Raw genomic sequence first — 20,116 nt, forward strand, 5'->3', positions numbered from 1 at the left:
AAAGAAAAGCAATCAAAAATTGGGATTATGTTTGATTCAAATAGTATTGATGATGAAGCATACAGATGCTTCATCATCAATCTATTCTTAAAAATTGGAGTATAGACTAGCAAAAAGAAAGGCTAATCGAATTGGTATTCGCTACTTTTTCAACTCGTCAGGAATAGTCAGTGTATTTTCATCGAGCTCAGGTTTAGTTCCACCTTTCTTCTTATATTGCTTCATCTGAAAGATATACGCCAAGATTTGAGCAACTGCGGCAAACAGACCATCAGGGATTTGTTGTTCTAGCTCTGTTGAATGATATAAAGCACGAGCCAATGGCGGCGCAGGCAAAATATCAATATTGTGCTCTCTTGCGATTTCTCGAATTTTCATTGCAATGTGATCGACCCCTTTAGCGACAACAATAGGAGCAGCATCTTTGCTTTGATCATAGCGCAATGCCACTGAATAGTGCTCTGGGTTCGTCACGATGACATCGGCTGAGGGTACATCTGCCATCATGCGTCGTTGTGTCATCTCGCGCTGAAGCATACGAATACGACCTTTAACTTCAGGCTTACCTTCTGTCTCTTTATATTCATCTTTAATTTCTTGCTTGGTCATTTTCAGCTGATTTGCGTGTTGCCAAATTTGAAACGGAATATCAATCGCGACCACAATTAATAAGGTACAGCTGATCAATAAAATAAAGTTCAGCAAGATATCAAGGGAATGAAAAATATTTGCAGGATACGTATCAAGGCTAAGCTGAAATAGATCTGCTTTACTTTGATTAATCAAATAAAAAGCCATCCCACTGACTAAAGATACTTTTAATATCGATTTTAAAAGTTCAACCCAACTTTGCATGCCAAACATTCGCTTAATGCCTGACATCGGATTCATTTTAGACGGTTTTGGCATTGCCGCTTCTGCTGAAAAGCTAATACCACCAAGACCCGCTGCACCAATTAAGGCCGCAACAAATAATGTGACAAGTATAAGCAGAACAGGGAAAGTTAATGCGACTAATCCACCACCTACGATTTCAAGTAATTTATTAGTGTCATAAATCTCTTCTCTAGAAATAGAAAAGAAACGCTCCATGATAGAAAAGAGTGCTTTGGCAACGCCTTCTCCAAACCACATTAATGCAACCGCACCACACACCAAAACAGAGACTGAAGCGAGCTCTTTTGACCTTGCAACCTGCCCTTTGTCTTTGGCTTGTTGCAAGCGTTTGGCCGTGGCGTCTTCGGTACGTTCTTGACCGTCACTTTCAGCCATGGCTGACCTCCACGAGTCTTAATTTGGCCATTAGCAATCCAGCCTTATCATGCTACATATTTGCGCTTCGGCACGACCCCAGTGCAAATCATAGTGAGTAAATAAACCAAGAATGATATACGAGGTCAGTAATAAACCGACTAATAATGCAAAAGCAAAACCTAATGAGAATATATTTAGCTGTGGTGCAGCACGCGTCATTACACCAAAAGAAAGGTTGACCGTAAGTAAGGCGATAATGCCAGATAGAGACATGCTTAACCCGGCTTTCATCATGATACCAAGCCAGCCAGCCATGGATTGATAATCGACACTTGTCAATTTTCCGACACCAACCGGTAACGTAGTGAAACTCATCACGACAAAGTTAATCATTTTTAAATGGCCATCAGTTCCTAAGAAAAACAGTATCGATAGAAACATAAATAGCTGACCAAGTAATGGCGTATTTTGACCATTTGCAGGGTCAACCATTGAAGCAAAGCCTAAACTCGACTGCATACCCAAAATTTGCCCAAGAAGAACAAAAGTTTGAGTAACAAACACAGTGACCATCCCCATAGCAACGCCAATAATAATCTGCTCTGCTGTTGTCATAAAACCTTGAAAAGACATTAACTGAATTTCAGGTGGCATGGCTGGAATGGCAGGCATAACCGCAAAAGTAATCGTTAAGCCAAGATAGAGTCGAATTCTAGGCGACACAAATCGTGCCCCGAATACTGACATCACCATTAACATGGCTGAAATGCGAGTATAAGGCCAAAAATACGCAGCAATAAAATCTAATACTATCTGGCTTGGGTATTCCATAAGTCCGCTTAAATTATCTCAAGTTGAAGTTATTTAAATTAATAAAGAACTGTTGGCATTCGAGCAATCAATTCGTAAAAATATTCCATCAACATTCGAGTCATCCAGTGACCAAACAGCATTAATGCTAATAAGGTGACAATCAAACGAGGCAAAAAACTTAACGTTTGTTCGTTAATTGACGTCGCGGCTTGGAATACCGCCACCACTAAACCAATAAGCAAACTTGGGATAATAATGGCGCACACCATGATAAGTACCATGTACAGCGCGCCACGGAATAGCTCGATGGCCATTTCAGGTGTCATGTTCGCTCCTTATGTACTAAAGCTTCCGGCAAGTGTCGAAAGTATTAAGTTCCACCCATCCACCAATACAAATAACATAAGTTTAAAGGGTAACGATACGATCATAGGAGAAAGCATCATCATACCCATAGCCATTAATACCGAGGCTACGACTAAGTCGATAATTAAGAAAGGTAAGAAAAGCATGAAACCGATTTGAAACGCCGTTTTTAGTTCTGAGGTAATAAACGCAGGAATAATAACGGTAATAGGGACATCTTCAGGGTTTTGCGCCTCTACTCCAGACATATTGACGAATGTCTCTAGATCTTTCACTCGCGTTTGCGCCAGCATAAACTCTTTCATTGGTACTTGTGCAACATCAAAAGCTTCGCGCGCCGTAATTTCTTCATTGATGTAAGGTTGAATAGCGGTGTTATTTACCTTATCAAAGACTGGAGCCATAATGAAAAAGGTTAAAAACATTGCGATACCAATGATAACTTGGTTTGATGGGGTTTGTTGTAGACCCATGGCTTGTCGTAATATCGACATGACCACTACTATACGCGTAAACGACGTCATCAAAATAACCATGGCAGGCAAAAAGCCTAGCATGGTCATTAACCCTAATATCTGCAGGTTAACAGAATAGTCTTCACCACCATTAGCATTAGTTGTCATGGTGAATGCAGGAACCCCACCACCAGAACTGCTGCCTTTAGCGATAGTTTTAGAAGCTCCGCTGTCCTTTTCCATCGCAGTTACAGTCATGCCTTCCGCACTGGCTGCTGTTGCAGGAATAGCGCTTGCTAAGTCATCTACCGCCCATGCCGAAGATGCCATGAATAAGAGTGAAAAAACCGCCAAAGTGGCGGCAATTAAATTAGTTTTTAGCATTTTTCTTCATCAGTTGGCTTAGTTGAGTTGAAAATGGCGTCAACGTCGATTCACCGACATCTAACGGTTTTTCAAGTTTACTTAGCATATTGATATTTTGAGAGGTAATTCCAATAAGAAACTGCTCCTCTCCAACTTGAACCACTGCGACTCTTTCTTTTGTTCCCACAGGTAATTGCTTAACAATACTCATGTTGCTACCTGGAGATCCTGTAACACCAGGAAAACGCATTCTCTTTAATAGCCAAGCAAAAAAGAGAATCAGCGCGATAACAAAAATCAAAGAGCCTAATGTCGCCGCTAAATCGACATTAGGCGCATCTGCGGCAAATAAAGGAAAAGGCATCAATGCCAATAACCATAGCTGTTTCATACCCTTCCTTTTATTCATCTATTGGTTCCTGATTAACGTAGTTTCTTAATACGCTCAGTTTGGCTAATAACGTCTGTTAAACGAATACCAAATTTGTCATTCACGACAACCACTTCACCGTGAGCGATAAGAGTACCATTAACCATAACATCCAGTGATTCACCTGCAATACGGTCAAGTTCAACAACTGAACCTTGGTTCAATTGCAGTAAGTTACGAATACTAATATGTGAACGGCCTACTTCCATAGAAATAGTCACAGGAATATCTAAGATCGTATCAAGCTTGCGACGTTCATCTTCATTGAACTCTGGTGCTTTGTTTTCTAAGTCTTCCAATGGTGCGGTTACCGCTTGGCCTTCTGCACTTTCACTTAATGCTGCTGCCCATTCGTCAGCCATTTGTTGTTCATTTGAATCCATGATCCACTACCTTCTCTACTCTTATTCTTCATCTAGATCAAACAATACGTCTTTGCCTAGGAAGGCTAAATCCGTTTTCACCATATCTGGGCGTTTGATTTTCTCTGTGATCTGTACTGCTAATTTATCGTTTGATTTACCTACTTTACCGCGGTAAGTTGGCAACTCTTCTACAAATACGGTGGCGGCTTCTGGCATTTCAACAGGGATAATATCGCCCGCTTCTAAATCCATTAAGTCACGTAATGAAATTTGGCTCTCTAAAAGATTCACTTTCATTTCAACTGGCACATCCATGATTTCATCACGCAGTGCCTTACTCCAACGAACATCAGTGTCCATCTTGTCACTCTGAACACCCGCATCAAGTAATTCACGGATAGGCTCAACCATTGAATATGGGAAGACTACGTGGAAGTCACCACCACCACCATCCACTTCAATATGGAATGAACTCACAACGATCACTTCTGTTGGGCTAACAATGTTTGCCATTGTTGGGTTTACTTCTGAGTCTAAATACTCAAATTCCACCCCCATTACTGGTGACCATGCTTCTTTGTAATCTTCAAAAATCACTTTCAGTAATAATTGAATAATACGTCGCTCGGTTGGCGTAAACTCGCGGCCTTCAATTTTCGCATGGAAACGGCCATCACCACCAAAGAAGTTTTCTACTAAAATGAAAACTAATCGAGCTTCCATAGTGACTAATGCTGTGCCTTTTAATGGGCGAAAACGCACCATATTCAAGCTAGTTGGAACATACAGTGTGTTTTGATACTCACCAAACTTCACCATAGATACGCCATTAATTGATACTTCGGCGGTTTTTCTCAACATATTAAATAAGCTAATACGCATATGACGAGCAAAACGTTCGTTAATCAATTCTAGGGTTGGCATTCGACCACGAACGATTCGGTCTTGTGATGAGAAATCAAAGTTCTTCATTGAACCTATGTTTTCTTCAGGACCACCCGTTACATCATCTTCTACGTCATCTACACCATGGAGTAGAGCATCAATTTCATCTTGGGATAATAGATCTGTCACATTGAACCTATTGCATTACAAAGTCAGTAAATAATACTTTTTCAACTACAGGCTTGGCTGTAATTTTAGTAAAGGCATCTTGAATATCACGTGTTGCCTGCTCGCGTAAATCGATTCGACCACGAGGCTCTCTTAATTGCTCAACCGTTGCGGCAGCGAAAGTCGATAATAAAGCACTTTCAATTAAAGGGGTGTGTTGTTGTGCAATACTTTCATTATCAGTACCACGCATCATCACTTGCACTTTTAATTGTACTAAACGATCACGCTTATCGCCTGTAACATTAAAAATAAATGGCTGAGGTAAGTTTAAGTACAATGCTGGCATTTGAGCTTCTAATGCTGCAATGTCTTGTTCTGTTGCCTCTTCTTTGGTATCTCCCGCTAAGAAGAACCAAGCAGCAGCACCGCCACCCACAAGCAATAATACAATCAATGTGATGATAATAATCAGTTTATTTTTACTTCTAGGTGCATCACCTTGGTTTGCCATTGTATTTCCTCTTGGATAAATCGTTAATTATTATTTTAAAATCATGATGCTTTTTTTTAAAAATTCTTAGGCGTAAAAGCTAATCCCATCATTGGGTTTTGATACTTGTACGTTAATCTCTTGTTCTTCAGAAAACTCTTCATTAAATCCAGAGCCTTGACGAGAAGACTCTTCTTTCTGATAAGCGTATTGAGATGACTCACCAGAGTTTTGTTGCTGAACAGAGGTATCGGCTAATTGGATCCCTTGTTGAGCAAACATTTCACGTAATCGCGGTAAACTTTGTTCAATAGCATCACGAGCTTGTTGGTTTGATACCGTAAACTGAACCCCTGCACTATCTGCTCCCATGTTTAGGCGAATATGCATACGTCCCATTTCTGGTGGATCTAAACGAATATCAACATGTTTTAAGTTTTTTGCCATCATCATATTGATGCGTTCAGCAACTTCGTCACTGACTTGTTCTTGACGAATATTCAGCGGTGCCATTGCAGGATCCATTTTCTGAGCAGCGGTTGCTTGTTGTGTTGCTGTTACTCCTGATGCCGTCGCTAGCTGCTGAGCAAAACTATCTGTCGTTTTAGCTTCAGTTAGACTCACAGTTTCACCATTAGCAATCTGTGTCATGCCAAGTGCTGAGATATCGATCTTTGCTTTTTTTGCCTCAGCAAGTTTTCCGGCTTCAGCTTCTGCCTTACCGATAAGTGCTGTAGAGGTTAATAATTCTTTGGTTGATTCTTTGTTGCCTGACGCCTCACCTTTGCTCTGTGTTTCGCCCTCTACTTGAGTTGACGATTTAGCACCACTTCCCCATTGAATTTCTTTTAAAGGGTCCGTTTTTTCAGCTACAGTTTTACTGCTATTTTTCTCACCTTTAGCCGCAATACTGGCTTGAGTTAGCATCACTTCTGCATCAGTTAGAGACTCTGAATCATCAGATGATTCTTTTTTATTCACTAACGTACTATTCGATTGTTCTAAACGAGAGAATAATTCAGAATCTTGACTTGCTTTTTCTTTTTTCGTTTGATCTTTTTCATCAACTAGCGTGCTATTCGCTTGTTCTAAACGAGAGAGTAATTCAGAACCTTGGCTTACTTTTTCTTCTGTTGTTTCTTCTTTTGTTTCAACAGATTCAGACTCTTTCGATTTTTCAGCCGCCTCACCTTTTTCAACGTCGCCTTTTTCTTCTACCGCTGTTTTTTTGGCGTCGTCTTTTTCTTTTAATCCCATGACTTCTTTAAGCTCTTCTACAAAGCCTTCAGATTCTGTTTTTTCTACCGCAGCCGTTTTAGTATCTGTTTTTACTGGTGCGGTTTTATTGATACTGCTTAAGGATAAGTCATGACTGCTCATAGTATATTCTCTACATTGAGTGTGAATTTTTTGACGAGCACTGTAGCGGCCCAACGTTGATTATTTTAAAGCAAATATTAAGCCACTTTTATATTTAGTGTAATGTTGGACAATAAGAAGAAGGGGGTTACTAAAGCAAAGCAATCGAAAAAATAACCACATTACCTATTCAGATTTAATTCGTCGGGCAAACTGGAGTGTCGAAAACTCATCCATCATATTTTGCTCTTGTTTATCGAGTTTTTTTTGACGCTCGGTTTTCTTTTTATCGATCATCCATTCGTAAGAGCGACGTTGCTTACGAGTCTCTTGCCAATAGCTTTGACAATTATCCACTTGGGAAGTGAAATGAGACTCTGCACTTTTTTGTTTTGTTAGCGTTTCATCTAACTGCACCAAAAACTTATTTAAATGACTGTATTGGCTCGCAGTAAGACCTTGCTGACCACGCTGTAAAAGTTGATTACAGTAATCAAGACGATACTTTTCGATTTGTTTAACTTGTTCATAGAAATTATCCAACTCCGCTTTGGCTTTACTTAATGCCATTACCGCTTGGTTCTCTCTTTCCTGAGATTGTTCTAATAAAAAATCAAAGGTATTACTCATGTTCTTTCTCTATTTATCGTCTTATCCATGCGCACTATTCTCGTACCTTTAACTTGTTAGCCACTTAATAGCATTTTCAACATGCTCTTACACATATCGTATGGCACGCTTTCTTTCATTTTCTGTTGTAGATATTCATCAAGTCGTGGTTTTAACGTAAACGCTTGGTCAATAGCCGGATCGGTACCCGGTTTATAAGCGCCGATTGATACCAAATCTTGGTTTTTACGACAAGTAGATAAAATTTGACGAACCACTTTAGACATCAACATATGCTCTTCATCAGTGATTTGTGGCATAACACGACTCACTGATTTTTCAACATCAATCGCTGGATAGTGGCCTGCATCAGCCATTTCACGTGATAATACGATGTGTCCATCCAAAATGGCACGAGAAGCATCAGCAATAGGATCTTGTAAGTCATCCCCTTCAGTCAGAACCGTAAAGAAGGCAGTAATAGACCCTTGGTTTTCGTTACCATTACCCGCTCGTTCAACCAAAGCAGGTAATTTAGCAAATACGGAAGGCGGATAACCTTTGGTTGCAGGTGGTTCACCAACTGACAAGGCAATTTCACGCTGTGCCTGTGCAAAACGTGTCAGTGAATCCATCAATAATAATACGTCTAAACCTTGATCACGAAAGTACTCCGCAATAGTCAGGGCTGTCTGGCAGCCTTTTAATCGCATTAGCGCTGACGAATCGGCAGGCGCTGCGACAACAACTGAACGTTGTCGCCCTTCTGGGCCTAAAATCTCTTCAATGAATTCTTTTACTTCTCGCCCACGCTCACCAATCAGACCGACGACAACCACTTGTGCTGTTGTACCGCGAGTCATCATGCCAAGTGTTACCGATTTACCCACACCTGAGCCTGCAAATAGACCTAAACGCTGGCCTTTACCAACCGTAAGTAAACCGTTAATGGCTTTTAATCCAACATCAAGTGGTTCTGAAATTGGTTTTCTCGATAATGGGTTAATAGGCTCTGAGGTAAATGACGCGGTTTCTTCAGTATACAACTCTCCAAGACCATCGATAGGGTTTCCTACACCATCCACAACTCGACCAAGCAGTTCCATACCAACAGGAATGCCACTACCACCAACAATTGGAGTGACTTTCGCACCTGGAAGTACGCCAGAGACTTGTTCATTCGGCATTAAAAACAGGTTATCACCTGAAAAACCAACCACTTCTGCTTCTATTTCACCATTGATGGTTTCTACCAAGCAGGAACTGCCAATTGGCGCTCGGCATCCTGTGGCTTCTAAGGTTAAGCCAACAACACGTACTAGCTTGCCTGACGCAATAGCTCGTGTGGTTAACCCTGTTGTTTTATATTGAGAAAGGCGTTCAGATAATGGCAGCATTTACTGATTCCCTTGATGACGATTTACACCGCAGAATTTATTTAAAACGGTTTTAATTCGCTCTTCAAGTAAGTAGCTGACTTTTGAATCTGATGCTTGAATATTAATATCACCAAGATTCATTGAAGGCTCGGTGACCAGTGTCCACTGCTTTTGCGCTAACGCTTCTTCGCCATACGCCTCAATCACGCGTTGGTGATCTTCTGGGTTTAATGAAATAGTAATTTCACGTTCAGTAACCGGCAAGGTTTCGACAGATTCACGAACCGTATCAAGTAATACTTGAGGATTGGTTTTTACTTCAACATGAATGACTTCTTTAGTTAGCGCTAATACCATATCGATAAGCTGTTTTTCTACTTGAGAATCAACTAACTCTAATGGCGTTGCAAACTTATCAGCCATTTCAATTAAATGCTGTATACGCTCTTGAATTTCAGCCTGCCCTGCAGCAATACCTTCATCGTAGCCAGCTTGGTAACCTTCTGGTTTTCCAGCCTCAAAACCTTCTGCTTGGCCTTTTTCTAGACCTTCTTTATAACCAAATTCTTGCCCTTGCGTTAACCCTTCATTGTAAGCGCCTTGCTTTATCTGTTCGATAATCTCTTCGGTGAGTACAAATTCTTCAGGCTCTTCTTCTTGAGGAAGTGATGGTGTCCAGCTAGGATCATAATTTAATGCAGTTTCACGAGCTGGCTGGTTAGGATCAGAATAATCAGGGGATTCCCAAATATTAGTTTTTTGTAGCTCACTCTCATCGGTAATGCGAATAAAGCCACGTTTTTTGCTGATACTCATGATAATAACCCGTAAAAAGAAGAAGATTAAAAAGCATAACGGCTATTTAGATTAACTCTTAAATAGCCGTATAATTATAACTCAATGAAGCAAAAACGTATTATACGAATTCGTCTGCACCGCCAGAAAGCATTAGATCGCCAGAATCGGCCATTCGACGTGCCACTGCCAGAATTTCTTTCTGAGCGGCTTCAACGTCTGCCACACGAACTGGCCCCATTGCTTCAAGATCATCACGCATAAGTTCCGCTGCACGTTTCGACATACACTTAAACATTTTCTCTTTAAGTGCATCATCAGCACCTTTAAGTGCTTTTTGCAGAACTTCTTGTGGAACATCACGCAATAGCATTTGAATACCTGTATCTTGTACATCGATAAGATTTTCAAATACAAACATAAGATCTTGGATCTGCGTTGCAGTCTCTTCATCTTGGTCACGGATTTGATCCATCAACATACCTTCAATGCTGTTATCTAGGTAGTTCATGATTTCTGCCGCTGCTTTCAGGCCGCCAATTTTCGCAGCTTGTGCGCCAGATTGACCCGCAAACTGTTTCTCCATGATTTCGTTCAGTTCAGCCAGAGCTGATGGTTGAACTTCCTCAAGATGAGCAATTCGCATCATCAAATCCAAGCGACTACGCTCAGGGAACTGAGATAAAATCTCTGCTGACTGATCTGGGTCTAAATACGATAATACGATGGTTTGGATCTGTGGGTGCTCATTCATAATGATGCTTGCCACTTGACGAGGGTCCATCCATTTCAATGAATCCAACCCCTGTGAACCACTGCCTAGTAGAATTTGATCTACTAGATTATTCGCTTTATCTTCACCAAGAGCTGCAACCAATGCGTTACGCATAAAGTCTTCACTGCCCATACCTATGCTAGTGAACTTCTGAATGTCTTCTAAGAAAGCACGGTGAATCGCTGACACTTTAATCTGATTTAAATCAGATACGGTTGCCATTGCTGCGCCTACTTTCTGAACCTGCTTTGGTTCTAAGTGACGAATGATACTTGCAGCATCATCCTCACTCAAACTAAGTAGTAAAATGGCAGCACGTTCTGAGCCTGCTAGTGACGAAAGATCAAACTCTTGGTTGTCTTCATCTTTTTTTTCTGCTTCTACAATCTCATTAGCCATTTTCAGATACCCAGTTACGAACCACTTGTGCTGCTAACTCTGGTTCATTTGCTACAAGAGCACGAACCGCTTTTAATAAATCTTCGTCTTTATGCAAGTTTGGTAGATCAATGCCTGAACCAAACTCGAAACCGTCACCATCTAAATCACTGCCAATTAAGCCCATGTCGCCTTCAACGCCTTCACCTTTCGCAACGGCATCGTCTTCTGCCTGGTTAGGGAACAGTAATTTATTCATTGCTGGGCGAACAAGGATAAGTAGCACAGCAATAATCACTAAAGCACCAGCTAACCATTTAATCCAGTCGTTGAAGTTTGGATGCTCCCAAATCGGTACATCAATAGTAATTGGTTGCTCTTCAATCGCAAATTTAACGCTTAATACGTTTAATAAGTCGCCACGTTGCTCATTTAAACCAACACTACCAATGATGATTTGACGGATCTTTTCAATTTGCTCTGTCGACACTGGTGTATAAGTCACTTCGCCTGTTTCAGGGTTAACACTTTGACGCTCTTTTACGGCAACTGAAACCGTTTGACGTGCGACCGTTCCCGTTTGTTTTCGCTCGTGACTGATGGTTGTATCTAATTCAAAGTTACGTGTTGCTTCTTTATGAACCGAACCTTGACCTAGTACTGAACCATCTTTTAATTCAGCAATATCCTGAGGGATTGCTGAATCTACTGGTGGCTGATTACTTAGGGCACCCGGAACACCGGCAATCACGTTACCATTGTTGTAATCTTCTAATGTATATTCACTTCGTGTTGATGCAGTTTGTGGATCAAACTGTTTACGTGTTTGTTCAATCGCACTGAAGTCCATTGATACATCAACTTGAGCAGTATAGTTACCCAAGCCTAAAATTGGGATAAGAATCGCATCAATTTTATCACGCAGTGATTGCTCTTGTTTACGCTCTAACTCTTGCTCTTTTCGATGAGCCATAGCCATCGGATCTTGCGTACCAGAGCTAAGAAGACGACCGTGCTGATCCGTTACGGTAACACGTGTTGGTTTCATTCCAGGAACCGCACTTGCAACCATATCAACAATCGAATCTACTTCTTCTTGTTTTAGCATTGCACCCATTCGCATAGTCAAGAATACCGTTGCCGATGCTTCTTGGTTATGACGAACAAATACGCTTTGTTTTGGCATTGCGAGTAATACTTGAGCTTTACGAATTGGACGCATTTGCTCAAACGTACTCGCTAATTGGCGTTCACGACTTAACTTTAGACGCTCTTGTTCTAAACGCTGTGATACACCAAACCCCATATCTTGCAGTAAGATATCATCACCTTCTCCTACTTCTCGGTTTAAACCGGCACGAGAAAGATCAAGCTTCATTTTACTGAATTGAGAAGCGGGAACTAGAATGGTATTACCTTCTAGCTTGTATTCTGCTTTTTGCGCATCAAGGTGATCAAGAACTTGAATTAATTCATCCGTCTCATACGCACCAAGTGGTCGCATTTCAGGTTCTTGAACCCAAAAGAAAAGCATTACGATTAATGCGACACAGATAGATACAGATAACACAAGGATAACTTGACGCAATAAATCAAGATTACCCAACGCTGAATCTAACTTCGAAGAACTTTGCTCATCAGTATCTGGATTTTGAACATCCATTGAATTATCTAACGCCATTGAACCACCGGCGGATACTCCATCAGATACTGCTAAGTCTGTGTTTTTATTTTCTTCTGACACGCTTTAATTCCTAGAAATTATACTGGCATATTCATGAGTGCTTTATAAGCATCTACAAGCTTATTACGCACTTGTATTGTGGCATCAAATGCAACACTTGATTTGTTACGTGCAATCATTACATCGGATAATGAGACCCCTTCATCACCTCGATCAAAACGCACAGCTAAATCACTTGATGCTTGTTGTAAGCCATTTACGTTATTCACTGCTTTTGCAAACATAGCACTGAAGTCCGCACCGACTTCTTTACCTGTTGCTGGACGCGTTGTATTTGACGCGTCAAGCATCATTGCTTGCATTTCGCCTTGTAAACCACCAATTTTCATTTCTATTCTCCGACCCAGTCAACTAATTGACTTTATTTTACGACCCGAAGTATATAAAGCAATTTACATACCAAAATATCAAACACGGTAACCCGTTGTTTTAACTTGGGATATCTATTCCAGCATCACGCATCTTCGCTAATTTGTAGCGTAACGTTCGCGGGCTAATGCCCAATTTTTCAGCGACATCTTTTCGTTTACCGTCACACGCTTTTATCGTTTCAAGGATAATGATGAATTCTTGCTCACGAAGTTCACCACCTAGCCCACTAGATGCGGTTAAAATCTCACCATCTTCAGATAATGGCATTGCAACTGTGTCATTTATTGACGGTGCTTGCTGCTCAGGCTTAATTGTTGGCGCTTCACCACTAACCACTTGTTGCAAACCTCGAGCATCTACCCAGTCAACGCCTTCTAATAAGATATCATCCGCGGTAATTTGATGCTCTTCAGCCAAGATCAATGCACGTTGCACAACGTTATCTAGCTCACGTACATTTCCTGGCCAAGGGTAACTTTCCAGTTTTTGAGTAGCTTCAACACTAAAACTGGGTACGGGTAAGCCTTGCTTTTGACAGTGACGCTCAATAAGGTGCTTAGCAATAGGTGCGATATCACCTTTACGCTCTTTAAGTGCTGGCCATGCAATTGGGAATACGTTTAAGCGGTAGTATAAATCTTCACGGAAATTACCTTCTTCTACGTATTTTTTTAAGTCTCGGTTGCTGGTCGCCAAAATTCGGACATCAAGCTTAATACTCTTACGACCACCTAAACGTTCAACTTCGCGTTCTTGAAGTACGCGCAGTAATTTAGCTTGTAGATTAAGATCCATTTCACTGATTTCATCCAACAAAATGGTGCCGCCTTGAGCTTGTTCAAATTTACCCGGACACGCTTGAACTGCGCCAGTAAATGCACCTTTCTCATAGCCAAATAAGGTGGCTTCTAGCATATTGTCTGGGATAGCAGCACAGTTAATCGCAACAAATGGGCCGTCACTACGCTGTGAGTTGTTATGGATATAACGAGACATCACTTCTTTGCCTGAACCACTTGGGCCAAGGACCATCACGTTTGCATCAGTTCGCGCAACTTTATCTGCAAGCTTAAGTAATTTCAGACTCTTTTCGTCCGCAACAATGGCATCGCCCGTTTGCTCATTTTTAACTGGTGCATAACGGCTAACCATGTTTAACAACACTTCTGGCGCAAAAGGCTTCGCCATGTAATCTATTGCGCCGTCTTTCATTGCAGAAACCGCATCTTCAATATTGGCATAAGCTGTCATTAGAAGAACGGGTAAATTAGGCCAATTTAGCTTGATGCTACGCAACAATGCTAAACCGCCTATTCCTGCCATTTGAACATCAGAAACAACGATATCAACAGATTCTTTTTTCAAAATAAGCAACGCGGCTTCTGCGCTATCCGCTTCTATCCATTCGTAGCCAGCTAACTCTAAGGTGTCAATCAAGGCTTCGCGTAGGCCTTCATCATCTTCTACGATCAATACTTTACTTTGAGCCATGATTATTCTCCAGATTCTGTTTGAGTTGCGGATTCAGCATAGGTTGCTGTTAATGGAATAGACATGGTGAAGCACGCACCATCATCCGGTTCTGAATACAATTCAAGTTGTCCTTTATGTGCTCGACAAACCATTTGAACTACGGCCAAACCAAGACCCGTGCCTTGAGAGCGTGTAGTGAAAAATGGTTCCATAATTTTATCTTGTAATTCAAGTGGGATACCTGGCCCATTGTCTTGTACTGATATTTTCAAATAACCATTAACCGGTCTAAAGAAAACATCAATTTGGCATTCTTTTCCAATGGCTTGTATCGCATTCATAATCAAGTTACTAATGGCACTGGCAATAGCGTTGGCATTACCCATTAATAAAGTATCTTGCTCTTCTACTTCTAAGTGATAATCCACTTGATTTGATTGCAAAGCGGTTTCTACCATTGGACGATATTCTGCAACAAGCTCTTCAATCGTAAATGATTTAACAACCTTGTTATCGCCACCTTTAGCAAACAACAACATGTCATTCACTTGTTTTTCGAGATCATGTAAACGATCAACCAATTTGGTTTGAAAACGTTTGTGTGTTGCTGCGGGCAGATTGGGGGAACCTAAGTTTGAAGCATAAAGCATCGCACTTGAAAGTGGCGTTCTTACTTGATGAGCAAGGGAGGCAACCATTTTTCCTAACGATGACAAACGCTGCAAATCACTGACACGAGATTGCAGTAAACGGGTCTCGGTTAGATCGGTAATAAGAATAAGTTGACCCGTTTCTGAGGCTGAGATCGCTAAACGTACTTTACGTCCATTACGCAATGAGATCTCATGCCCATCGTCTTCTCTTGGATCAAATGAGCGTTGAATGACTTCAAACCAACGTTCACCTAATAATGGGGTACCAAGAAGCTTAATGGCTTCTGGGTTTACTTCACATACAACGCCTTGTGTATCAAGCAATATTACCCCCGCAGGCATAACATCTAATACTTGCTTATAACGTGTATTTTGTTCTTCTACTGTGCCAAGGAGTGAATTGATCCCACTCTCAGAGTTACCTTGCATAATTTGATCCCCGCCAAAACAACAAAAGGGCTAATGCATTTAACATGCCAGCCCTTTTTATTGTTTTAAATCATCAAGTTATATCAAAATAACATCTTTAATGAGTCAATTATTTGTCAGTGCAGATTATTAACGCATATCATCTTTATTTAGATTATATTTACGCATTTTCTCAACTAAAGTCGTTCTACGCATACCTAACATATCAGCAGCACGAGCAACAACCCCGGCTTGCGCTTCAAGTGCTTGGCATATCATATTAACTTCTACATCAGCCAACATTTCTTTTAGATTTAGACCATCTTCAGGCAAATCATTAGATGCTGGACCGAAGTTTTGGTTTGATATTTGAGGCACTCCACCATCACTAAAGTTAGCAAACATATCTGCTAGTGCAGCTTGCTCTTGCTCTTCAATACTTTGTTTATTGTTATTCTCTGGTTGGAACTCAGGAATATCACTATAACGATATTTTGTCGGTAAGTGATTAACATCAACCGATTCGCCAGGGAATAAGATCATTAAACGCTCAATGAGGTTTGCTAGCTCACGCACATTACCCGGCCAATGATGCTCCATTAACGAGTTCACCGCACGTGGCGTTAGACGGACACGCGCACTGCCTTCCGCTTCCATTCTCGTTAGCAGTTCTTGCAATAATAACGGAATATCTTGCTTACGTTCACGCAATGCTGGCATTTCTATTGGAAATACATTTAATCGATAATAAAGATCTTCACGGAAAGTTCCTTTCTCTATCATCTCATCAAGATTGCGATGTGTTGCAGCTACAATACGAACATCCGCTTTAATACTTTGATTGCCACCAACACGTTCAAAACAGCGCTCTTGTAATACTCGCAACAGTTTTACTTGCATCGGCATTGGCATATCACCGATTTCATCCAAGAACAGCGTACCGCCTTGAGCCAGTTCAAAACGACCTTTACGTGCTGTTATTGCACCAGTAAAAGCCCCTTTTTCATGGCCAAACAACTCACTTTCAAGAAGATCAGGTGGAATCGCACCACAGTTTACAGGTACAAATGGGCCTTTACGACGCGGTGAATGATAGTGAAGATTTCGTGCAACGACTTCTTTACCGGTCCCCGACTCACCTAAAACAAGAACACTTGCTTCAGTACCAGAGACTTGCTCAATTAAATGCCGAACCGTACTGATCGCAGGACTTTGTCCAACCATACTACGGAATAAGGTAATTTTACGCCCAAGCTGGGGTACACCTAAGCCACGGCGTCCCATAAACTCTTGACAATGGCGCAACGCATCGGTCAATTGAGGGTAATTTACCGGTTGATTTAATTCACCGACATAATTAGTTAAATCCTCAAGATCAAACATAGCCCCTGTAAGCATAATAATAGGGACATGGTTATTAGTAATTAAGGATTTTTTGATTAATTCTTTTTGTGAACTATCTGTTACGTTACCTAAAAAACAGGCACTCCAAGGGTCATTCCAGTCAAAAGTAGACAATTCTGAAGTCGAAATGGCATGACAATGCTCACCGATAAACTCAAGAATGACCTTAAGGTTATGACGGTTTTGCTCGTCATCTTCAATAATTAGTGTCTTTGCTAAACCTTGCATAGATGTGTTATGTGCCTTAATTCTTTGATTTAAGTGGCCTATTCATTGAACAGCAACGAAATTATATCGCTATTTTATAGCATAAGAAAAATAAGGCAACTATGACTGCCAATAAATCGACAGTCATACTGTAAATGAGAGGTTAGTATAAAAAATCAAAAATAAACTTGATTTATAAAACTAATGGTATTTTATACCAAGTTACGTGAAGTGAACTTAAATACCAACTTGGTCTGCAGTAAGGTTATGGAACTCTGCTGGAATTTGATCCCATGCTGATTTTATCTCACGCAGCATCTCAACAACGTCATCAATAGCTTGACCATCGTTATTTTGATTTGCATGGGAGATCTGGCGGATCATGAAGTCATACAAAGAATCAAGATTACTTGCAATGTCACCACCATCATCCATAGAAAGACAAGAACGTAAACTGATCACGATATCCAATGCTTTACCAAGACGCTCACCTTTTACCGGGGTATTTCCTTGCTGCATTGCAGCCTTACCTTGGATTAAACGCTCAATCGCGCCAGCCATTAGCATTTGAATGACCTTATGAGGTGATGCAGCACTTAATTGGCTATCAATCGATACCTTCTTATATGCTTGTAGTGAACCTCTCATTGTATTTCCTCAGTATTATTGAAATTTTCTATAAAGTTGAACCGACTTTTGTCCATGATTCAATTTTTGATAATCTGTAGCAAATTGCTGTCCTAATTGACTCATTTCATCAACGATCAATTGAGTTCTTGCAATTGCGCTTTGCCATTCAGTGGAATGCACTATTTCTGACACTTGCATACACTGATGCAAAAGTTGTTCCCGATTTGATAAAAATATCGCCAACTGTTCAAAATTAATATCATCTGAACGATATGAATTTTGCAACTCTTGATCCAGTTTTTCTAATTGCTGTATTAATATCATCGAAAACACCTAATTATCACTGACACTCTATTAACCTAACGCGTTCATCATTCCTGACAACTGAGCTTTCATTTTCCCAGTAACGTCTTGCATATTGGCAAACTTGTTTCGAGTTCGTTCTTGTAAACTCTCCATACGACGATCTAAGTCCACTTGTTGATCATTTAAGCGGTAATTTTGATCTCGCATAGTGTTCATTCTGGTTCGAATTGGGCCTGTTACCCCTGTCATACTCTGAATGACGTCTTCAATTTTTTTAGCAAACCCTTTAGAACCGCCAAAAAAAGTATGCAATTGACCAAAGTTTTCATTCAATTGTCGATCAAGCATTGTATGATTTATTTCTAACGTTCCTTGACGAGTCGTAGAAATACCCAGTTCAATCAGTGTTTTCACATCTTTTGGTGCCGACTCTACTGGTGCCACGAAAGCGGATTTCAAACGAGATTCAGCAGAACGAACAACACTATCGCCAGCAAGAGGACCACTTTGGCCAGTTGCCGGATCAAAGCCACTCAGTGCTTGAGTCGTTTCATAGAACTGATTATAGGTGGCAACAAATTGCTCAATAGCAGCTTTTACACCATCTCTATCAAATTGCACATCAAGCTCAACACGCTTGCTTGCTTCTGCTGTCGTACCTTTTAAAGTGATATCTACGCCATGAACCGCATCTTGAATCACATTAGTATCACTGCTTATTCGAGCAACACCATCTAATACTACTTTTGCACTACTTGCTGTTTGCACTTCTTGAAGACCAGAATACAACGGTTTACGTGGGCCTTCAGGCTTAATTGCCTCTACAACTTTTTCAATCGGTTCTAATTTTTCTTTTGCTATTTCTTTAATTGTCGGCGGTAACTGCTCAATTTTTTCTTTCGCTATTTCAACCAATTCTTTTTTAGGTGCGACTTGAGGTGCTTCATAAGTAATGCCCGCCGCTTGAAAAACAACATCTGGCGTTTGACCAATTTCAGCTAAGGCTTCTGCTGCATCTTGATCGCCTTGCTTGGCGGCTTTAGCTAACTCGATCTTTTCAGCTTCGTTTGGCAGTGCCGCTTGCAGAGTACCCGCTGTACGCTCGCTCCACCCTGACATGCCCGATGTTGGATCGGTAGGGTCTTCCAATGTTGATAACGCTGCCGTTGCTTCTTGTTGAAGCATGATCTCTTTTGCCGCTTTTTCTTCTCGCGCTAATTCACGATTGGCATAATCAATAAGCGGCTTAAAGTACGCGTATTTTTCTTCATCACTTAATTCAGGAACTTCTTGTGCCGTTATTGGCTCTTGCATTTGCTGAGCGGCAATTTCTGGTACATTTTGATATTCAAGCAAGGTTGGAATATCAAATTTTGTTGATACCGTAGGATCAAAATTAGGATTAAAAGCAAGACGATGTAGCTGATTATTGTATTCAGCATCGACTTCAATTTTAACTTTATGACTTTCGCCTGGTTTATCCGAGGCGAGAATAAGACGTGAACCACCATCGTCTTTAACGATAGAGGCTTGTACACCTGGATTTGACGGTGCACCATTGATCTGCTTTAACAGATCGGTAATTTTATTATTTTTACCAATAATTTCAATAGTGAATTCTTTATCACCTAATGAAATATCCAATTTACCTGGACCAAATTTAGCATCATCACGGATTGGCGATGATGCTAGTTTTTGAGCTTGAGCTAATTGTAAAACATCAATTGTGTATCGACCCGCCAAGGCTTCTGGCGTTGCCGTCGCACTGACTACTTCGTCATCACTGCTTGAAATAGTTCGAGATGCAAACGTATCCTCTTGGCGAAACGTCGACATGAGGTTTTTCATGGTATCTAACGATTCTTGCAGACGGCCATAGCCACTGATATTCATGTCTATATCTGAGCGTTCACGGTCGATGCGCTGCTGCTTTGGTAAGCGCTCGCTTTCAACTATTTTACTCACCATAGAATTAATATCTAGGCCACCACCCATCCCCATCGGGCTCATACTCATGAAGCATTTTCCT

At 40.8% G+C, this 20,116-nt stretch carries 21 protein-coding genes; all 21 read right to left on the reverse strand.

Annotated elements, in window-relative coordinates; all coding sequences use genetic code 11:
- Nucleotides 1-141: 141 nt before the first annotated feature.
- The 21 genes from flhB to fliD all read right to left on the reverse strand — a co-directional run bounded on the left by flhB (nucleotide 142) and on the right by fliD (nucleotide 20,103).
- Nucleotides 142-1,272 (reverse strand): flagellar biosynthesis protein FlhB, encoded by a 1,131-nt coding sequence (flhB, locus tag PVK70_RS15545; protein ID WP_130048997.1) that lies wholly within the window; start codon nucleotides 1,270-1,272, stop codon nucleotides 142-144.
- A 30-nt stretch (nucleotides 1,273-1,302) separates the two neighbouring features.
- The gene (gene fliR / locus PVK70_RS15550) at nucleotides 1,303-2,085 is read right to left on the reverse strand and encodes a flagellar biosynthetic protein FliR (RefSeq protein ID WP_130048996.1); all 783 of its coding nucleotides are present in this window, start codon (nucleotides 2,083-2,085) and stop codon (nucleotides 1,303-1,305) included.
- A gap of 38 nt (nucleotides 2,086-2,123) precedes the next feature.
- Nucleotides 2,124-2,393: a flagellar biosynthesis protein FliQ gene (gene fliQ, locus PVK70_RS15555; RefSeq protein ID WP_130048995.1), complete on the reverse strand. Its 270-nt coding sequence runs from the start codon at nucleotides 2,391-2,393 to the stop codon at nucleotides 2,124-2,126.
- A 9-nt stretch (nucleotides 2,394-2,402) separates the two neighbouring features.
- Nucleotides 2,403-3,272: a flagellar type III secretion system pore protein FliP gene (gene fliP / locus PVK70_RS15560; RefSeq protein ID WP_130048994.1), complete on the reverse strand. Its 870-nt coding sequence runs from the start codon at nucleotides 3,270-3,272 to the stop codon at nucleotides 2,403-2,405.
- The gene (fliO, locus tag PVK70_RS15565; protein ID WP_130048993.1) at nucleotides 3,259-3,645 is read right to left on the reverse strand and encodes a flagellar biosynthetic protein FliO; all 387 of its coding nucleotides are present in this window, start codon (nucleotides 3,643-3,645) and stop codon (nucleotides 3,259-3,261) included. The genes fliP and fliO overlap by 14 nt, the downstream gene beginning before the upstream one ends.
- A gap of 32 nt (nucleotides 3,646-3,677) precedes the next feature.
- Nucleotides 3,678-4,067: a flagellar motor switch protein FliN gene (gene fliN, locus PVK70_RS15570; RefSeq protein ID WP_130044144.1), complete on the reverse strand. Its 390-nt coding sequence runs from the start codon at nucleotides 4,065-4,067 to the stop codon at nucleotides 3,678-3,680.
- A gap of 21 nt (nucleotides 4,068-4,088) precedes the next feature.
- Nucleotides 4,089-5,123: a flagellar motor switch protein FliM gene (gene fliM / locus PVK70_RS15575; RefSeq protein ID WP_130048992.1), complete on the reverse strand. Its 1,035-nt coding sequence runs from the start codon at nucleotides 5,121-5,123 to the stop codon at nucleotides 4,089-4,091.
- A gap of 7 nt (nucleotides 5,124-5,130) precedes the next feature.
- The gene (fliL, locus tag PVK70_RS15580; RefSeq protein ID WP_130048991.1) at nucleotides 5,131-5,616 is read right to left on the reverse strand and encodes a flagellar basal body-associated protein FliL; all 486 of its coding nucleotides are present in this window, start codon (nucleotides 5,614-5,616) and stop codon (nucleotides 5,131-5,133) included.
- Between the two features lie 66 nt (nucleotides 5,617-5,682).
- Nucleotides 5,683-6,975 (reverse strand): flagellar hook-length control protein FliK, encoded by a 1,293-nt coding sequence (locus PVK70_RS15585; RefSeq protein WP_130048990.1) that lies wholly within the window; start codon nucleotides 6,973-6,975, stop codon nucleotides 5,683-5,685.
- 165 nt (nucleotides 6,976-7,140) lie between these two features.
- Nucleotides 7,141-7,584, reverse strand: coding sequence for a flagellar export protein FliJ (gene fliJ, locus PVK70_RS15590; RefSeq protein ID WP_130044140.1), 444 nt, complete (start codon nucleotides 7,582-7,584; stop codon nucleotides 7,141-7,143).
- A gap of 56 nt (nucleotides 7,585-7,640) precedes the next feature.
- Nucleotides 7,641-8,960 carry a flagellar protein export ATPase FliI gene (gene fliI / locus PVK70_RS15595; protein ID WP_130048989.1) on the reverse strand — a complete coding sequence of 440 codons (1,320 nt, stop codon included), beginning with the start codon at nucleotides 8,958-8,960 and terminating at the stop codon, nucleotides 7,641-7,643.
- Nucleotides 8,961-9,758, reverse strand: coding sequence for a flagellar assembly protein FliH (gene fliH / locus PVK70_RS15600; protein ID WP_130048988.1), 798 nt, complete (start codon nucleotides 9,756-9,758; stop codon nucleotides 8,961-8,963).
- A gap of 100 nt (nucleotides 9,759-9,858) precedes the next feature.
- On the reverse strand, nucleotides 9,859-10,911 hold the full coding sequence (gene fliG, locus PVK70_RS15605; RefSeq protein ID WP_130048987.1) for a flagellar motor switch protein FliG: 1,053 nt from the start codon (nucleotides 10,909-10,911) through the stop codon (nucleotides 9,859-9,861).
- A complete protein-coding gene (gene fliF / locus PVK70_RS15610; RefSeq protein ID WP_130048986.1) occupies nucleotides 10,904-12,634 on the reverse strand; it encodes a flagellar basal-body MS-ring/collar protein FliF in 1,731 nt (576 codons plus the stop codon). The genes fliG and fliF overlap by 8 nt, the downstream gene beginning before the upstream one ends.
- Nucleotides 12,635-12,651: 17 nt before the next feature.
- Nucleotides 12,652-12,963: a flagellar hook-basal body complex protein FliE gene (gene fliE / locus PVK70_RS15615; protein WP_130048985.1), complete on the reverse strand. Its 312-nt coding sequence runs from the start codon at nucleotides 12,961-12,963 to the stop codon at nucleotides 12,652-12,654.
- A 100-nt stretch (nucleotides 12,964-13,063) separates the two neighbouring features.
- Nucleotides 13,064-14,497 carry a sigma-54-dependent transcriptional regulator gene (locus PVK70_RS15620; protein WP_130048984.1) on the reverse strand — a complete coding sequence of 478 codons (1,434 nt, stop codon included), beginning with the start codon at nucleotides 14,495-14,497 and terminating at the stop codon, nucleotides 13,064-13,066.
- Nucleotides 14,498-14,499: 2 nt separating this feature from the next.
- Nucleotides 14,500-15,561 carry a sensor histidine kinase gene (locus PVK70_RS15625; protein WP_130048983.1) on the reverse strand — a complete coding sequence of 354 codons (1,062 nt, stop codon included), beginning with the start codon at nucleotides 15,559-15,561 and terminating at the stop codon, nucleotides 14,500-14,502.
- 129 nt (nucleotides 15,562-15,690) lie between these two features.
- A complete protein-coding gene (locus tag PVK70_RS15630) occupies nucleotides 15,691-17,172 on the reverse strand; it encodes a sigma-54 dependent transcriptional regulator (protein WP_130048982.1) in 1,482 nt (493 codons plus the stop codon).
- 216 nt (nucleotides 17,173-17,388) lie between these two features.
- Nucleotides 17,389-17,799, reverse strand: a complete 411-nt coding sequence (fliS, locus tag PVK70_RS15635) for a flagellar export chaperone FliS (RefSeq protein WP_065624088.1) — start codon at nucleotides 17,797-17,799, stop codon at nucleotides 17,389-17,391.
- Between the two features lie 15 nt (nucleotides 17,800-17,814).
- On the reverse strand, nucleotides 17,815-18,105 hold the full coding sequence (locus PVK70_RS15640) for a hypothetical protein (RefSeq protein ID WP_065624089.1): 291 nt from the start codon (nucleotides 18,103-18,105) through the stop codon (nucleotides 17,815-17,817).
- A gap of 30 nt (nucleotides 18,106-18,135) precedes the next feature.
- On the reverse strand, nucleotides 18,136-20,103 hold the full coding sequence (gene fliD / locus PVK70_RS15645) for a flagellar filament capping protein FliD (RefSeq protein WP_130048981.1): 1,968 nt from the start codon (nucleotides 20,101-20,103) through the stop codon (nucleotides 18,136-18,138).
- Between the last annotated feature and the right edge of the window lie 13 nt (nucleotides 20,104-20,116).

Origin of the sequence: Aliivibrio sp. A6 (assembly GCF_028765505.1) — a bacterium.
Classification (GTDB): Bacteria; Pseudomonadota; Gammaproteobacteria; order Enterobacterales; family Vibrionaceae; genus Aliivibrio; species Aliivibrio finisterrensis_A.

What these genes read in the sequence shown, in the direction of transcription:
- PVK70_RS15630 (WP_130048982.1), bottom strand. Translation starts at nt 17,172, where the DNA reads ATGCAAGGTTTAGCAAAGACACTAATTATTGAAGATGACGAGCAAAAC.
- PVK70_RS15585 (WP_130048990.1), bottom strand. Translation starts at nt 6,975, where the DNA reads ATGAGCAGTCATGACTTATCCTTAAGCAGTATCAATAAAACCGCACCA.
- fliI (WP_130048989.1), bottom strand. Translation starts at nt 8,960, where the DNA reads ATGCTGCCATTATCTGAACGCCTTTCTCAATATAAAACAACAGGGTTA.
- fliD (WP_130048981.1), bottom strand. Translation starts at nt 20,103, where the DNA reads ATGAGTATGAGCCCGATGGGGATGGGTGGTGGCCTAGATATTAATTCT.
- fliN (WP_130044144.1), bottom strand. Translation starts at nt 4,067, where the DNA reads ATGGATTCAAATGAACAACAAATGGCTGACGAATGGGCAGCAGCATTA.
- fliJ (WP_130044140.1), bottom strand. Translation starts at nt 7,584, where the DNA reads ATGAGTAATACCTTTGATTTTTTATTAGAACAATCTCAGGAAAGAGAG.
- fliG (WP_130048987.1), bottom strand. Translation starts at nt 10,911, where the DNA reads ATGGCTAATGAGATTGTAGAAGCAGAAAAAAAAGATGAAGACAACCAA.
- fliH (WP_130048988.1), bottom strand. Translation starts at nt 9,758, where the DNA reads ATGAGTATCAGCAAAAAACGTGGCTTTATTCGCATTACCGATGAGAGT.
- fliR (WP_130048996.1), bottom strand. Translation starts at nt 2,085, where the DNA reads ATGGAATACCCAAGCCAGATAGTATTAGATTTTATTGCTGCGTATTTT.
- PVK70_RS15620 (WP_130048984.1), bottom strand. Translation starts at nt 14,497, where the DNA reads ATGGCTCAAAGTAAAGTATTGATCGTAGAAGATGATGAAGGCCTACGC.
- fliS (WP_065624088.1), bottom strand. Translation starts at nt 17,799, where the DNA reads ATGAGAGGTTCACTACAAGCATATAAGAAGGTATCGATTGATAGCCAA.
- fliL (WP_130048991.1), bottom strand. Translation starts at nt 5,616, where the DNA reads ATGGCAAACCAAGGTGATGCACCTAGAAGTAAAAATAAACTGATTATT.
- PVK70_RS15625 (WP_130048983.1), bottom strand. Translation starts at nt 15,561, where the DNA reads ATGCAAGGTAACTCTGAGAGTGGGATCAATTCACTCCTTGGCACAGTA.
- flhB (WP_130048997.1), bottom strand. Translation starts at nt 1,272, where the DNA reads ATGGCTGAAAGTGACGGTCAAGAACGTACCGAAGACGCCACGGCCAAA.
- fliP (WP_130048994.1), bottom strand. Translation starts at nt 3,272, where the DNA reads ATGCTAAAAACTAATTTAATTGCCGCCACTTTGGCGGTTTTTTCACTC.
- fliQ (WP_130048995.1), bottom strand. Translation starts at nt 2,393, where the DNA reads ATGACACCTGAAATGGCCATCGAGCTATTCCGTGGCGCGCTGTACATG.
- PVK70_RS15640 (WP_065624089.1), bottom strand. Translation starts at nt 18,105, where the DNA reads ATGATATTAATACAGCAATTAGAAAAACTGGATCAAGAGTTGCAAAAT.
- fliO (WP_130048993.1), bottom strand. Translation starts at nt 3,645, where the DNA reads ATGAAACAGCTATGGTTATTGGCATTGATGCCTTTTCCTTTATTTGCC.
- fliE (WP_130048985.1), bottom strand. Translation starts at nt 12,963, where the DNA reads ATGAAAATTGGTGGTTTACAAGGCGAAATGCAAGCAATGATGCTTGAC.